Annotated in this window: 11 protein-coding genes; 4 read left to right on the top strand and 7 right to left on the bottom strand. The window is 69.8% G+C overall.

Features of this window, described 5'->3' with window-relative positions; all coding sequences use genetic code 11:
• Positions 1-21: 21 nt before the first annotated feature.
• From ABIB51_RS01570 to ABIB51_RS01560, 3 genes are all read right to left on the bottom strand, one after another.
• Positions 22-3,570: an ATP-dependent helicase gene (locus ABIB51_RS01570; RefSeq protein WP_354184780.1), complete on the bottom strand. Its 3,549-nt coding sequence runs from the start codon at positions 3,568-3,570 to the stop codon at positions 22-24.
• Positions 3,567-6,806, bottom strand: coding sequence for an ATP-dependent helicase (locus ABIB51_RS01565; protein WP_354184925.1), 3,240 nt, complete (start codon positions 6,804-6,806; stop codon positions 3,567-3,569). Before ABIB51_RS01565 ends, ABIB51_RS01570 begins: the two co-directional genes overlap by 4 nt.
• 113 nt (positions 6,807-6,919) lie before the next feature.
• Entirely contained in the window at positions 6,920-7,336 is a 417-nt protein-coding gene (locus tag ABIB51_RS01560; protein ID WP_354184779.1) for an MGMT family protein, read from the bottom strand.
• 71 nt (positions 7,337-7,407) lie between these two features.
• Between ABIB51_RS01560 and ABIB51_RS01555 the strand changes: the two genes are divergently transcribed.
• From ABIB51_RS01555 to ABIB51_RS01540, 4 genes are all read left to right on the top strand, one after another.
• Entirely contained in the window at positions 7,408-8,118 is a 711-nt protein-coding gene (locus ABIB51_RS01555) for a 3'-5' exonuclease (protein WP_354184778.1), read from the top strand.
• 277 nt (positions 8,119-8,395) lie between these two features.
• Entirely contained in the window at positions 8,396-9,487 is a 1,092-nt protein-coding gene (locus ABIB51_RS01550; protein WP_354184777.1) for a methionine ABC transporter ATP-binding protein, read from the top strand.
• Entirely contained in the window at positions 9,484-10,155 is a 672-nt protein-coding gene (locus ABIB51_RS01545) for a methionine ABC transporter permease (RefSeq protein WP_354184776.1), read from the top strand. Before ABIB51_RS01550 ends, ABIB51_RS01545 begins: the two co-directional genes overlap by 4 nt.
• Positions 10,156-10,308: 153 nt before the next feature.
• A complete protein-coding gene (locus ABIB51_RS01540) occupies positions 10,309-11,151 on the top strand; it encodes a MetQ/NlpA family ABC transporter substrate-binding protein (protein WP_354184775.1) in 843 nt (280 codons plus the stop codon).
• A 118-nt stretch (positions 11,152-11,269) separates the two neighbouring features.
• On the opposite strand, the gene hemL is transcribed toward ABIB51_RS01540, so the two are convergent.
• From hemL to ABIB51_RS01520, 4 genes are read right to left on the bottom strand one after another with little or no spacing between them, the layout of a single operon-like run.
• Positions 11,270-12,601: a glutamate-1-semialdehyde 2,1-aminomutase gene (gene hemL, locus ABIB51_RS01535; RefSeq protein ID WP_354184774.1), complete on the bottom strand. Its 1,332-nt coding sequence runs from the start codon at positions 12,599-12,601 to the stop codon at positions 11,270-11,272.
• Between the two features lie 37 nt (positions 12,602-12,638).
• Entirely contained in the window at positions 12,639-13,754 is a 1,116-nt protein-coding gene (locus ABIB51_RS01530; protein ID WP_354184773.1) for an LLM class flavin-dependent oxidoreductase, read from the bottom strand.
• Positions 13,754-14,734: a porphobilinogen synthase gene (gene hemB / locus ABIB51_RS01525; protein ID WP_354184772.1), complete on the bottom strand. Its 981-nt coding sequence runs from the start codon at positions 14,732-14,734 to the stop codon at positions 13,754-13,756. Before hemB ends, ABIB51_RS01530 begins: the two co-directional genes overlap by 1 nt.
• A complete protein-coding gene (locus ABIB51_RS01520) occupies positions 14,731-15,693 on the bottom strand; it encodes a uroporphyrinogen-III synthase (protein ID WP_354184771.1) in 963 nt (320 codons plus the stop codon). Before ABIB51_RS01520 ends, hemB begins: the two co-directional genes overlap by 4 nt.
• Between the last annotated feature and the right edge of the window lie 10 nt (positions 15,694-15,703).

Genomic DNA, 15,703 nt, shown 5'->3' with positions numbered 1-15,703 from the left:
CGTGGTCGAGGCCAAGCCCCGCTAGCCCTGCCCGAGGGCTGCCGCGACGATCTCCTCAAGCCGTTCCGCTGATCCCAGATCGTGCGGCCGGACCACCTGGTTGTCGGCAACGTAGTAGAACGCGGCCCGCACTTCTTCCAGCGGAACACCCTTGAGTCGGGACCAGGCCAGCCGGTAGACAGCGAGCTGGACGGCTTTCACTTTCAGCTGCGCGGCGGAGGGCCGGCGTCCGGTCTTCCAGTCCACGAGGTCCCAGCCGCCGTCGGCGTCCCGGAACACGGCATCGATCCGGCCACGGACCACAACGTCCCCGATGCGCGTCTCCACGGGCACCTCGACGTGCGCAGGGGCCCGGTGGGCCCACTCCGACTGGCGGAATGTCTCCACCATCGAGTCCAGCCCGTAGGCCTCGTCGATGTGGTCATCGGAGCCGGCCGCCTCACCAAGATCAAGCATCCCGGCCGCACCGAAGTACTCCTCGACCCAGGCGTGGAAGGCGGTTCCTTTGCGCGCGGACATGCCCGGTTCCCGCGGGACCGGCCGCCGCAGCCGTGCCACCACGGAGCCGGCGTCGTCCTCCAGGTCCACCAGGGTGGACGCGGAAATGTGGCCAGGAAGGTGGACGTCCTGCACAGCGGTGCGCCGGAGCCGGCGTTCCAGCAGCGTCGCAGCTTCCCGGGCCCAGCCGGCCGCGGGCCCGCGAAGCTTCCGGCGCTTCTCCCCGCTCCCGGCAGTCCCCGCCGTTACGGCCCCGTCATTCTCAGCAGGGTCCAGCGCGGCTTCCGGGGCGTCGGATTCCACGGCTGCCAGGACTCGCGCGGCGGCGGACTCCATCGCCGCCCGGCGCCCGCCAACGAGCCTCAGCCGTGCGCCGGTGCGCGGGTCGACGGGACCCTCGAGGGGGTCATAGGGCCACCCGGCCACTTCCAGTTCCGAAGTCAGCGGGCTTTCCTCCGGGATCGAATCCTCGCTGACGGACAGCGGGTGGATCTCCGCGGCACCCGCGGCGGAGAGCACCTCAAGTTCCGCCAGGAAAGGCGACATCTCCGCAAGGCCTGCCCGGGATCCTACCCAGGCAGCGCTGGAAACCCAGAGGACGTGTTTAGCCCGGGTGTACGCCACATAGGCCAGGCGCCGTTCCTCGGCCTCCCCATGCACCTGGACGGCGGACTTGAACTCCTTCTCGGCGTCGAGCCAGCCCTTCTGATCCGGCTGGTCCAGGTCCCATTGCGGCAGGTCCGCGCGGTCCCCGCGCAACGGCCACGGCAGGGCGGCGCTGCCGCTGCTCCAGCGGGAGTCCCGGCTGCTGGGAAAGGCGCCGGCGTTCAGGCCGGGGACGAACACGACGTCCCACTCCAGCCCCTTGGACGCGTGCACGGTCAGCAGCTGGACTGCCTCGTGGTTCACCTCCGGGGCGGCCGCATCAAGGCCGTTTTCCTCCGCGGCCGCGGCCTCGAGCCAGGCCAGGAAGGCCAGCACGTCGACCCGCTGGGAGGTGTGCAGGAATCCGGCCGCGGCATCCTGGAAGGCGTCCAGGTTACGGCGGGCCTGGTGGATGCTGATCCCGGGCCGGGCGGCGACCTCGATGTCCAGGAGCATCGCCCGCTCCACCTCACCGAGCAATGTCGTGAGATCATCGCCCATAAAGCCGCGCAGCTGGCGGAGCTCCCCGGACAGACGCTGGAGGCGTTCCAGGGCTTCTGTGCCCAGCGCACGACCGTGCCGTGACACCCACCCGTCGCGCGGCAGCCAGTCCAGGGCCTCGACCAGGCTGGCGGCATCCGTGAGGTCGCCTTCGATCACCGCTTCCTCGGAGCCGGCGTCGGTGTCGTCGGTTTCGGAGCTGCCGGGCCGGCCCCGGCGCCTGGCGAGGAAGCTGGACCAGTCCCGGAACGCCATCAGGTCGGCCGGGCCGATCCGCCAGCGCGCCCCGGCCAGCAGGCGCATCAGGGAATCCGAGCGGCCCGGATCGGCCAGGACCCGGAGGGTCGCGACCAGGTCCACGATCTCGGGGGTATCGAGCAGCCCGCCGAGCCCGACGATCTCGTAAGGGATGCCGCGCTGTTCGAATTCGCGCCGGATGCACTCCATCTGGGCCCGGCGCCGGCACAGCACTGCCATCGCGGGCGGCTCGGAGTGCGCCGGTGCCGTGGCCCCGAAGTCTGTCACGCGGAACTTCAGCACGTCCCCGGCGATCGCCGCAGCCTCGTCCTCGTCCGTGCCAAAGCGGCCCATCACCACCCGGCCCTGGACTGCGGCCGGGCTCGGCTGCAGGGGCGGCACTTCCACGGTTTCCACCGAGTCCCGGGCACCGGCCGCACCGGCATGCTCCACGGCCTTGCTCAGCGGACCGGAGATGACGTTGGCGGCGGAAAGGATGTTCCAGCCGTTGCGCCACGCGGTGGTCAGGTAGGAGGTCGGTGCCACCGCGAATTTCGCCGCACCGCCACGGTCCGCCGTGCCGGTGGCGTTGGCGGCGTTGGCGGCGTCCAGCCGGACGGGGAACTCCCGGACAAAGTGGAAGAGCTGGCCCGCAGACGCACCACGGAACCCGTAAATCGACTGGTTCGGATCTCCTACCGCGGTCACGGCATGGCCGTCGCCGAAGAGCCGGGAGAACAGCACCAGCTGGGCGTGGGAGGTGTCCTGGAACTCGTCCAGCAGCACCACCTTGTAGCGCTGGCGCTCGGTTTCCGCGGCGACCGGGATCTCGTTGGCCACCCGTGCCGCGAGCGCCACGAGGTCACCGAAGTCAAGGGCGCCCCGGGCCCGCTTGGCATCCGTGTAGCGTCCCACCATGTCCGCGACGCTGGCCCGGGTGCGGAGCAGGGCACTGAGCTCGCCGGCGGCCTGGCTGGGGTTCTTCTTGGCGGTGGCCAGATACGGCAACGCCTCAAACTCGGCGACGCGCTCCAGCAGCCAGCCGCGGACCCCGCCGGGCTCCTGGAGGTGCTCCGAGCATTCCCCGGCAAGCTGGATCACCGCTTTGACGAGGGTGGATTTGGCGGAGCGGAAGTGCTCGTAGTCGCCGTCGAACGCCTCCACCACCTCGCTGGCGAGCTGGAAGGACTGGGCGCCACCGAGCAGCACCACATCACGTTCCACCCCGAGCCGGAGCCCGTAGTCCGAGACGATGCCGCTCGCGTAGGAGTGGTAGGTGGAGACCTTGGGTTCGAGCGCGTCCGTGCTGAGCAGCCCGGCGGGAAAGACCTGGTTTCCGCTGTCCGCCGCGGCAATCCGCTGCAGCGCGGCAAGCTTGGCGCGGATACGGGTGGCGAGCTCCCCGGCGGCCTTGCGGGTGAAGGTCACACCAAGCACCTCTTCCGGCCGGACCCAGCCGTTGGCCACCAGCCACACCACCCGGTCCGCCATCGTGGCGGTCTTTCCCGAGCCTGCCCCGGCGATGACGAGCCGGGGGGACAACGGCGACGAGATGATGAGGGACTGTTCGGGCGTGGGGCTGTTCTTCTCCCCCAGCATCGCGGAAAGTTCCTCGGGGCTGAACCTGGGGGCGGGAAGAGCGGCCGGGGGCACCTCCGGCCGTGGTGCCGGTGTTGCCTCGGCAGTCATTCGGTAACCTGCTTTCCCCGCGCGCACAGCGGGCAGACTTCGGGCAGCCGGCAGCCGTGACCGCCGTGGCCGCCCTTGGAGGGGTCGTGACGTGCTTCGAACGTGTTGCCGGACATCAGCCCGGCGGCGTCGCCGACCATGTCCAGCGCCCAGTTGTCCGCCGGATCAAGCGCCGCCTGGGCCTGGACGCCGGGGCTCTTGGTGGTGGTCCCGAGCTGGGCCAGGACGGCCCCACCGGGAAGCGGCGGCGGACCGTCGTCGGGACCGGCAAAGCCCCCGGCCAGCACGGCCACCTGGTAGGCACCCAGCTGCGGGTGCCGGTCCAGCTCGGCTTTGCCGGGCTGCCGCTTCCCGGTCTTGAGGTCCACGATGACCAGCCGGCCCTCGCCGTCGATCTCCAGCCGGTCGACCTGCCCGCGCAGCACGGCCGGGCGGGCAGGCCAGGCGTCATTGCCGGAGACACTCCCGGCGGTGCCTTCAATGTCAGCATCGCTGCCGGTGGCACCGGGCGGGGCGGGGGCTGCGACATCGGGCAGCTTGACCTCGAAGTCCTGTTCGACGCCGACGAGGCTGCGGCCTTCGCTGCGCATCAGCAGCACGTACTGTGCCAGCTTCCGGACCATGGTTTCGGCGCGCTGGAAGTCCAGTTTGCCTTCCCAGTTGTCCTTCATGCCGAGCGCCGGCCAGCGGCGCACCAGTTCGGCCACGTATTCGCTCCCCGAGGCGTCCGGGAAGTCCTGGGCTATGGCGTGCACGAGGGTTCCGAGGCTGCGGGCGAAGTCGGTCGCAGCCTCTCCGCCGGCGGCCTGGACGAACCAGTCCAGGGGTGATTTCTGTACGGTTTCGACCTTGGACGGAGAGACGTAGACGGTGCCTCCCGGCGGGACCACCGGCCCGTCCGAGGACAGCGGCGCCAGGCCCCACCAGCTGCCCGGATGCGCCCCCGGCACGGGAGGTACCGCGGCGGCCAGGGCACCGAGCACGCCGGTTGCCTCGACAGCCTCGGGCGCCTCCAGCTGGGCGTACTGGCGCAGTTCCGCCACGAGGGCCCGCAGCGTCAACGGACGCTCCACCGGGGTGAGGCCGCGCCGGTCCTGGTCCGGGTGCAGCGGTGCCACGTAGTCGAGGAAGGAGGAGGGCTGCTCGTCCTCCGAGGAAACGGCGGTGCAGATGAGCACTTGCCGGGCCCGCGACACGGCGGTGGAAAAACTCCGGAGCTCGTCGTAGCGGATTTCCCGCAGCCGGCTGAGCGGGTCCAGCTGCAAGGCGTACTCGACGCCGTGTTCGACGGCGTCGGCGAAGAGGGTGCTGCCGAGCAGTTCCCCGCGGAGCCGGGTGTTGGGCCATACGCCCTCCTGCAGCCCCGGGACGATCACGACCGGCCATTCCCGACCGGCGGCGCTGGCGGGAGTCATGAGTTCCACGGCGTCCTCCAGCTGCGCCCTCGCGGCCAGGGTGTCCATGGGCAGTTCCTGGCTGAGCAGGTACTCCAGGAACTGCTCGGGTCCGGATCCGGGAAGCTGGTCCACAAAGCGTTCCGCGGTGTGGAACAAGGCCATCATGGCATCGAGGTCGCGGTCCGCGCGGGCCCCCGCGGCGCCACCGGCCAGTGCCGCCTCCGTCCACCGTGCGGCGAGTCCGGTGGAGTTCCACAGGGCCCACAACACCGTTTCGGCGTTGCCTCCGGGCGACTGGGCAGCTTCCCGGCCGGCCAGAATCATCCGGGCAATCCGGCGTGCGGAGTGCCCCCCGATGCCAAGCGTGGCCAATGCCCCCGGCTCCAGCAGGGCCTCGACGAGGAGCGCGTCACTCGTGCGCCCTCCGCCGCCGAGTATTTCCTCGCGCCGCAGCGATTGGCGCAGCCTGCGCAGTTCGATCGAGGTGGCGCCGCCGATCCGCGACGTCAGGAGCGACACCGCCGCTTCGGGCGTCAGCGTGGCGGGGTCCAGCACGACGGCGTAGGCGTCGAGCAGGGGCCGGACCGCGACCTCGTCGCGGACGGCCGACTCGGCCACCGGGATCCGGACCGGGATGCCCTGGCCGGCGAGGTAGCGCTGCAGCTGGCTGAGCTGGCCGCCGTTGCGCACGATCACGGCGATCTCGCCCAGTTCCCGGCCGTCGTTCAGCTGGGCCTCGAGGATCCGCTGCGCCACGTAGCGCAGTTCGTGGACCGGAGAGGGCAGCAGGTGCGCCTCAACGCTGCCGGCGGACCCCGCCGCGGGCACCGGCCCGCCGGGCTGTTCGAGCCGCCGCGCGGACTGCCCGCCGGCGCGGCGGGAGATCCGCCCGGCCACCGAGAGCCAGGCCTCCGCCACGGCGGGGGCGTGGCGGTGCGCCGTCCACAGCGGACGCTCGAGCACGGTTCCGCCGGCCGGAGCGAGCAGCCGGGGCAGCTCTGCCACGAGGTCGGGGCGCGCCCCGCGGAAGCCCTGGACCACGGTGTCCGGCGACGAGGTGATGAGGGCGTCCTTGCCGGCCGCGATGTCCGCCAGCAGTTCGAACACAGCAGGGTTTGCCTCCTGGGCATCGTCCACGAGGACCAGCTGGAGCCTGTCACGTTCGGCGGCGAGGAAATCCGGCGCGTCCTGGAAGATCTGGCGGGCCGCGGTGATGATGCCGGCCGGGTCGAAGGCTTCCGGCATGCGCAGGTCCAGGACGTCCCGGTACTCGGCATACAGCCGGGCCGCGGCTATCCAGTCGGGCCGTTGGCAGCGCCGGGCGAGGACGACGAGGTCCTCGGCCGTCCGCCCGGATTCGATGATCCGGTCAAACAGCTGGCGGACTTCCTGGCGGAACCCCCGGGTCTGCAGGGCGGCCCCGAGGTCCCCGGGCCAGGGCAGCTCCAGTCCGGGCTGCGCGTGGCCTTCGAGGAGTTCCTTGATGATCAGGTCCTGCTCCGGGCCGGAGAGGAGCTTCGGCGGGCGCGGCAGCGGCAGGATGCCCTCCGCCTTGGCGCGCCGGATCAGGTCGAAAGCGTAGGACGCCCAGGTGCGGGCCGGCGTCGTGCTCAGGCTCCGGTCCAGCCGTGCGGTGAACTGGTCGCGGAGCGAATCGGCGGCGAGCCGTCCCGGCGCCAGGATGAGCATCCGTTCCGGGTCCAGGCCGTCGCGCTCGGCGCGGCGGACGGCGGCTTCCACCAGCACCGTTGACTTGCCGGTCCCGGGCGCGCCCGGGATGAGGACGGGGCCGGAACCGTGCGGGACGTCGACGGCGGCACGCTGGTCCGGCGAGAGCACCGGGACGATGCTGTGCTGCTTGCGCGGCGGAAGGAGACGGAGGCTGCTTGTTTGGCTGTTTGTTTGGCTTGCTGGCTGGTTGGCTGGCTGGTTGGCTCGCTGGTTGGGGCTGCTCACACGGTCATTTCATCATCGGGGGCCGACAGTCTATGCAAGGAGCGTTCCAGGCGCTCGGCGACGGCGTCGATCCGGTCGAACTCGGCATCCGACGGCGCCCACCGGGCGGACGGTAGGTCCACCCGCCAGCGTCCCTCACCGGTGCGGAGGTACTCGGCGTAGCTGCCCAGCAACGGGGTGCGTTCCAGGAGGTAGAACGCCAGGGCCTCGCGCTCGTGCCCCGGCGGGGCCTCGCCGCTGGCCTTCAACACGCGCCACCACGGGACCGAACTGCCGTAGTGGCTCATGGTGGACCCCACCTGCCGGGGGCCGCCGGATCCGAGGAGCTCAGCGACATCCCCGTAGGCCACCGCCGTCCCTGCGGGGACCAATGCCACCACTTCCAGCACCGCCCCCACATACTCCATCCGCATGGTTCAAGGCTACCGTCGGGACGCGGCAGGGTTGGCGCAATTCTGTCGGGGCCAGCAGGTAGCGTTATGGCATGAGCACCTGGAACACCCTCCCCCGCGCAGCCTTCGACCTCGAGACCACCGGCAGGAACTCCCGCTCTGCCCGGATCGTGACGGCGTCGGTCACCGTGGTGGACTCCGAGGGCGGGATCATCACGGAGCACGAGTGGCTCGCGGACCCCGGGGTGGAGATTCCGACGGAGGCCAGCGACATCCACGGCGTCACCACGGAGAAAGCCCGCAGCGAGGGCCGTCCCGCCGCGGACGTGACCCGGGAGCTCGCCGCCGTGCTCCAGGAGCTCTTCGACACCGGCGTGCCGATCATCGCCTTCAACGCCAGCTACGACTTCACCGTCCTCGCCGCCGAATCCGCCCGCTACGGCGTCCCCCAGCTGAGCCGCTACCCCGTGCTGGATCCCTACATCATGAACAAGCAGGTGGACCGCTACCGCAAGGGCAAGCGCACCCTCACCGCCCTGTGCGAGGAATACGGCGTCGGCCTGGACAACGCCCACACCTCCGCCGCGGACGCGCTCGCTACCCTGCGCATGCTCGACGCCATGGCCGGGAAGTTCCCTAAGCTGAGGATGCCGGCCGGAAACCTTCACCAGCTGCAGGTCGAGTGGGCCTCCTCGCAGGCCGAGGACTTCCAGACCTACCTGCGCAAGACCAAGCCGGCCGCCGTGATCGAAGGCGACTGGCCGGTGCTGCCGCCCGAAGACGCCAGCCGCGGGGACTTCTAGCCCCGTTTAGCCAGGCACCTGCGTGCCGGGCTGGGATGCAGATCACAGCCTCTTCGGTGCGCACGGCGGCTGGTCCGGCCGGGCGGGGATTCTGCCTGTCCGCGTCCGGAAGGCCCCGCTCCCGCCGTCGTGTCCGGAAAGTCGAAGATTCCACATCAATCAGTCCTTTGCAGCGAACTTTATGCGTAAGTGGATGCTGAATGGCGCCGCTGACATAATTTAGTTCAGAAGTGTGCGTGTGTTATGTCGCGCCCAATCCCCAACCGCCAGAGGATCAATGATCACAATTACCGACCTTCGCAAGGTCTACCGGCAGGGCAAAAAGGAAGTGGTGGCCCTCGATGGCGTCACTCTTTCGGTGCCGAAGGGATCCATCCACGGCATCATCGGACATTCCGGGGCCGGTAAGTCGACCCTGGTCCGCTGCCTGACCCTGCTGGACCGCCCGACGTCCGGTTCCGTCAGCATCGACGGAACCGAGCTCAGCTCCGTCCGGGACGCGGAAATCCGTGCTGCGCGCCGCCGGATCGGCATGGTGTTCCAGCACGCAAACCTGATGGACGCCCGGACCGCTGCCGGTAACGTGGCCCACCCGCTGGAGCTCGTGAAGACCCCGAAGGACCAGGTCCGGAGCCGGGTTGCGGAACTCCTGAAGCTCGTGGGCCTGGAGGGCTTCGAAGAGGCCTATCCCTCGCAGCTTTCCGGTGGCCAGCGCCAGCGCGTCGGCATCGCCCGCGCCCTCGCCTCGGACCCGGACGTCCTCCTGTGCGACGAGCCCACCTCCGCCCTGGACCCCGCCACGACGGACGAGATCCTGGACCTGATCCAGGAGCTCACCCAGCGCCTGCAGCTGACGGTGCTGATCATCACGCACGAAATGAACGTCGTGAAGCGCGTCTGCGAATCGGTGTCGCTGCTCTCGCACGGCCGGATCGTCGAACACGGCCTGCTGCGCGATGTGGCCGCCGACCTGGACAGCAAACTGGCACGGGCCCTGCTTCCCCTGCCGCCGTCGGAGCCCCTGCCGGGCGCCCTGCAGGCCGGGCCGGTGCTGGAGATCCTGTTCTCCGGCGACAGCGCCAAGGAACCTGTACTGACCAGCGTCGCCCGGCACTTCGACATGGACATCAATGTCCTGGCGGGCAGTGTCGAGACGCTCGGCGGCCAGCAGTTCGGCCACCTGCGCGTGCAACTGGCCGGGAACGCCGACGTCGACGCCGTGCTGCACTACCTGCACGGCCGCGGCATCGCCGCGAAGCGTTCGGCCCCCTCGGCGGCTGCGGACCCCGATTTCCTGGACACTGAGCTCCCGGACACTGAGCTCCCGGACCCGGTCCTCCCCGGCGCGGACAAAGGAGTTAACTCATGAACGACATCTTCAGCAACCCCGTCCTCGCCAGGGCCCTGCCCGAAGCCATTGTGGAAACCCTCCAGATGGTCGGCATTTCCGCTTTCTTCACGGTGCTGATCGGCCTGCCGCTGGGCGTTTTCCTGCACGTCTCCGCCCCCGGCGGGCTGCGGCCGATGCCCTTCATCAACCGGATCCTGAGCGACGTGATCGTCAACATCACCCGGTCCATCCCGTTCGCCATCCTGATGGTGGCGCTCATTCCGCTGGCCCGGACCCTCACCGGCACGAGCCTCGGTCCGGTGGCCGCTTCGGTGTCCCTCTCGATCGGCACCATCCCGTTCTTCGCCCGGCTCGTGGAGGTGTGCCTGCGCGATGTGCACCACGGCAAGATCGACGCGGCCCAGGTGATGGGCTCTACAAACATGCAGGTCATCAACAAGGTGATGCTGCGTGAATCCCTTCCTGCCCTCGTCGCGGCGGCCACCACCACGGTGGTCACGCTCGTCGGCTATTCCGCCATGGCCGGCCTGGTCGGTGGCGGCGGACTCGGAAAGCTGGCCTACAACTACGGTTTCCAGCGCTTCGACGTCACGGTCATGCTCGTCACCATCGTGCTGATCGTCGTCCTGGTCCAGGTCATCCAGCTGGTGGGCGAACGGATTTCCCGCAGCCTGGACCACCGCTGACCCCTCCCCGGCACCGCCGGCACCGGCCCGGCCGGCCGGCGGACCCACAAGCCAACACCCTGCAGCGGGTAGCCGCCCACTGCATTTGAGCGGATCACGTCGTGAAGCCAACCCAGTCGTCGTGATCCGGCTATTTCGAAAGGAACGCATCCGATGCGTAAGTCACTCACCCTCCTGGCCACCGGCATTGTCACTGCCCTGGCGCTGACGGCTTGTGGTGGTTCGTCCACCCCCAGCGCCCAGGTCAAGGCCCTTGACCCTGCCAACCCGGTCACCCTCTCCGTCGGTGCCAGCCCGGTCCCGCAGGCGAAGATCCTGGAGTTCATCAACCAGGACCTCGCGCCGAAGGCCGGCCTGAAGCTGGACATCAAGGAGATCGAGGATTACCAGACGCCGAATACCGCGCTGAGCGACGGCTCCCTGGACACCAACTACTACCAGCACCTGCCGTGGTACGAGGACCAGGTGAAGACCAAGGGCTACAAGTTCGGCCACGGTGCCGGCGTGCACATCGAGCCGTACGCCGCGTTCTCGGAGAAGGTCAAGGACATCCAGGACATCCAGGACGGCGCCAAGGTCGCCATCACGAATGACCCGTCCAACCAGGTCCGTGCCCTCAAGGTCCTCCAGGTCGCCGGCCTGGTCAAGGACATCAAAGAGGACACTTCGGTGCTGACCATCACCGATGAGCAGAACCCCAAGAAGCTGAAGTTTTCCGAGAACCAGCCCGAACTGCTGATCAACGACCTCAAGGACCCCTCCGTGGACCTGGCCCTGATCAACGGCAACTTCATCCTCAAGGCCGGACTGAGCACGCAGAACGCCCTGGCCGTGGAGTCTGTGGAGAACAACCCCTACGCGAACTTCCTGGCCTGGCGCGAGGATTCCAAGGATGACGTCCGGATCAAGAAGCTCGAAGAGCTCCTGCACTCCCCCGAGGTCAAGGCCTTCATTGAAAAGGAATGGCCGAACGGCGACGTGACCGTGGCGTTCTAGCCCGAACAGCACCGGCCGGCCCGGAGCGTTAAACACCTATGGCACCCGCCGCGGCGGGTGCCATAGGCGTTTAAGGACGACGCCGGATCCGGCAGCCGGACCCTTTGCGCCGTCCGGGTCAGGCCTGCGCGGCTGCCGCGGCCTTCGCGGCGGCGGGCAGGGCGTCGAAGATCTTGTTCATCGCGGTGTCGTCGTGCGCCGCGGAGAGGAACCAGGCCTCGAAGACGGACGGCGGGAGGTAGACCCCGGAATCCAGCATGGAGTGGAAGAACGGCGCGTACCGGAAGACTTCCTGGCCCTGGGCGTCGTCGTAGTTGTGGACGCCGCCGGCGGAGGTCCCGAACGCCACCGAGAACAGGTTCCCGGCCCGCTGGATCGAGTGGTCCACCCCGGCCTGATCCAGCGCCGAGGACAATGCCGCGGAAAGTTCCAGCGAACGGGCGTCCACGAACGAGTAGACCTCCGGTGTGGCGTGGCTCAGGGTTGCGACGCCGGCGGCCATGGCCACCGGGTTCCCGGAGAGAGTGCCGGCCTGGTAGACCGGGCCCAGCGGGGCGAGGTAGTCCATGACGTCCGCCCGCCCGCCGAGTGCCGCCGTCGGCATGCCGCCGCCAATGACCTTGCCGAAGGTCAGCAGGTCCGGGGCCCACGGCTCGGCGGCGCCGGCCGCCCCGCCGGTCAGCCCCCAGTATCCGGAGTACCCGGTGCGGAAGCCGGTGAGGACCTCGTCGAGGATCAGCAGGGCGCCGTGTTCGCGTGTGATGCGGGACAACCCGGCATTGAAGCCCTCGCCGGGGGTGACGACGCCCATGTTGGCGGGCGCGGCTTCGGTGATGACGGCGGCGATGCTGTCACCGTGTTTGGCGAAGGCTGCCTCGACGGCGCCGAGGTCGTTGTAGGGCAGCACGAGGGTCTCGGCAGCGGTCGCGGCGGTGACGCCGGCCGAGCCCGGGAGCGCCAGGGTGGCGAGGCCGGAACCGGCCGCGGCGAGGAGCCCGTCGAGGTGGCCGTGGTAGCAGCCGGCGAATTTGATGATGAGGTTCCGCCCGGTGAAACCCCGGGCCAGCCGGACGGCGGTCATGGTCGCTTCGGTGCCGGTGGAGACCATCCGGACACGCTCGGCGGCGGGGACGCGTTCCTTGACGATCGCGGCCAGGTTGGCCTCGTCCGGCGTCGAGGCGCCGAAGGACAGCCCGCGGTCGACGGCGGCGTGCACGGCCGCCAGGACGGCCGGGTGGGCATGCCCCAGCAGGGCCGGGCCCCAGGAGCAGACAAGGTCGACGTACTCGGCGCCGTCGGCGTCGGTGAGGTAGGGGCCCTTGGCGGAGACCATAAACCGCGGCGTCCCGCCGACGGAGCCGAAGGCGCGGACAGGCGAGTTCACGCCGCCGGGCATCAGCTGGCGGGCGCGGTCGAAGAGTTCCTCATTGCGAGGGCTGCTGGAAGTCATGGGTCCTATTCTTTCAGGTGCTTTCACTGGGCTGCTTCTACCGGGGCGGGTAGGCGCCGGCCAGGAGGGCAGCCACGCGGGGCGCCACCTCCGTGCCGAACAGTTCGATCGACAGCATCATGGCTGCGTGCGGCAGCGTGCCGTTGCTGTACTTGAGGTCGAAGCGGTCCACGCCAAGGCTCTTCTTGAGCAGGGCGATCTTCGCGGCGACGGTTTCCGGCGAGCCGACATACAGGGCACCCTCCGGCGTGCACATCGCGTCGAATTCGCCCCGGTTGCCCGGGCCCCAGCCGCGCTCGGACCCGATCCGGTTCCGCTGCTCGAGCCAGTGCGGGAAGAACTCCTCGCGTGCTTCTTCGTCGGTGGCGGCCACGTGGCCGGGTGAATGCGTGGCCATCTGCTGCATCGGGTGGCCGTATTTTGCCATCGCCTCGCGGTAGAGGTTGGCGAGGGGCGCAAACGCCCGCGGCTGGCCGCCGATGATGGCGAAGATGATCGGGTAGCCGTACTCGGCGCAGCGCAGCACCGACTCCGGGGTCCCGCCGACGCCGATCCAGGCCGGCAGCAGGTGGTGTTCGAGCGGCGGGTAGACACTGAGCCCGTTGACGGCGGGCCTGGTGCGGCCCTCCCAGTGCACGGGCTGCTGCGCCCGGACCTTGTCGAAGAGGTCCAGCTTTTCCTCGAACAGGACCTCGTAGTCGGCCAGATCGAGGCCGAACAGCGGGAAGGACTCGATGAACGAGCCGCGGCCCAGCATGACCTCGGCCCGGCCGTTGGCGATCGCGTCGACGGTGGCGAAGCGCTGGAAGACCCGGATGGGGTCATCGGAGCTGAGCACCGTCACGGCCGAACCGAGCCGGATGTTCCTGGTCCGGGCCGCCGCGGCAGCCAGGAACACCTCCGGGGAGGAAACCGCGAAGTCGCGGCGGTGGTGCTCCCCCACGCCGAAGGCGTGCAGCCCGACTTCGTCCGCGAGTTCGGCCTGTTCGAGGAGCTGGCGCAGCACCTGGGCGTGCGGGACGGGGTGTCCGTCGGGGAAGACCCCGACGTCGCCGAAGGTGTTCAGTCCCAGCAGGATGCGGTCCGGTCCGACGGGGGCGGTGGGGTTCGCCCCTACGGTGTTCGTCCCTGCGGTGGGGTTCGGGGTGCTCATCAGGACTCCTTCAGCCAGCCGGCGAGCTCGCTCGCCCAGTAGGTCAGGACCATGTTGGCCCCGGCGCGCTTGATGCCGAGGACGGATTCGGTGATCGCGGCGCGGCGGTCGATCCAGCCGTTCGCGGCGGCGGCCTCGATCATCGAGTACTCGCCGGAGATCTGGTAGGCGGCGACCGGGACCGGGCTCATCGCGGCGACGTCGGCGAGGATGTCGAGGTAGCTCATGGCGGGTTTCACCATTACGATGTCGGCGCCTTCTTCGAGGTCCAGTTCCACTTCGAGGAGCGCTTCGCGGCGGTTGGCGGCGTCCATCTGGTAGGTGCGGCGGTCGCCCTTGAGCTGCGAGTCGACGGCCTCCCGGAAGGGTCCGTAGAACGCTGAGGCGTATTTCGCGGCGTAGGCGACGACAGCGGTGTTGGCGTGGCCGGCTTCCTCGAGGGCCTGCCGGATCACGGCGATCTGGCCGTCCATCATGCCGGAGGGGCCGAGGACGTGGGCCCCGGCTTCCGCCTGCGCGACCGCCATCCGGCCGTAGATCTCCAGAGTCGCATCGTTGTCGACGTAGCCGTTGGCGTCGAGGACACCGCAGTGGCCGTGGTCGGTGAATTCGTCCAGGCAGACGTCGCTCATGATCACGAGCTCGTCGCCGACCTCGGCGCGGACGTCGCGGATGGCCTTGTTCAGCACGCCGTCGGGGTCCAGCGAGGCCGTGCCGGTGGCGTCCCGGACCGCGGGGATCCCGAACAGCATGATCCCGCCGACGCCGCGCCGGACGGCCTCGGCTGCGGCACGCCTGAGCGAATCGGTGGTGTGCTGCTGCACGCCGGGCATCGAGGCAATGGGGTTCGGCTCGGTCAGGCCTTCGCGGATGAAGGCCGGCAGGATGAGCTCCGAGGCCGAGAGCCTGTGTTCGGCCGTCAGCCGGCGCATGGCCGGGGTGGTGCGGAGCCGGCGTGGGCGGTGTGTCGGGAAGCTCATATGGTGTCCTTTGCTGAAGGCTCTGCGACTGGCGGATGAGGTGGAGCGGGCTGGTGGCCGAGGGACCGGACGACGGCGGCAACCAGGCCGGAGGCGGTCGGCTCCTGGGCGACGGCGGCGACGGTGAGGCCGAGGGACGCCGCCTCGGCCGCCGTCGAGCCTCCGATGGCGACGAACCGGCAGCTGCCCAGCGGGGCGAGGTCGGCGTGGATGCGGCGGGCGGCGCTGGGCGAGGCGGCGACGACGGCGTGCAGCCGGCCGGCGCCGATTTCGGCTTTCGCCTCGGCCGCGGTGAGCACTGCTGCTGCCGGAGCGTCGTGCCCTGCTGGCCCGGTCTGGGGCGAGGTCTGCGGCGGGGCCGGCGGGGATGCGGGGAGGGCGCGGCGCGGGTCGGCCGGATAGTCGACGGTGTTGTAGGCCGTGACGGCCTGGACGGCGGCCCCGCGGGCCTCGAGGCCCTTGCGGAGCCGCAGGTCGGCAATGTCCGCCTGGGGCAGGAACACACTGCCCTGGTTCGGGGGCCAGATGTCGAGCAGGCCCGTTCCGGATTGCTGGCCGGTGGGGGCAAGGTCGACGCTGATGCCCCGGGATTCGAGGAAACTGCGGGTCGCCGGACCGATCGTGGCCACGAGGACGCTGCCGGGCAGCCAGCTGCTGAGGGAGGCGCCGCGTTCGGCCGCCTTCGCCTCCAGGGCCTGGACGGTGGTCACGCTGCTGATCACGAGCCAGGTGTAGGCCCCGGCGCCGAGGGCGTCGAAGGCGACGTCGAGGGAGTGCTGGTCCCTGGCCTGCTCGAAGTCGATCAGCGGCAGGAGCAAGGGCTCGGCACCGACACGGCGGAGGGCCGTGACTAGCTCGCCGGCCCGGTCCGGACTGCGGGCAACCAGCACGCGGGCGCCGTCCGGCACCCTCATGCCTTGTGGCCCGTCCGGGTGGTTGCGGTCGCTGTGCCTTTCCATGAAGTGATGG

The sequence above is a fragment of the Arthrobacter sp. UYCu712 genome, from assembly GCF_040547005.1.
In the GTDB taxonomy this organism is placed as follows: domain Bacteria; phylum Actinomycetota; class Actinomycetes; order Actinomycetales; family Micrococcaceae; genus Arthrobacter.
Note: the sequence above shows the minus strand (reverse complement) of the source record. Positions and strands in the feature narration are given on the sequence as shown.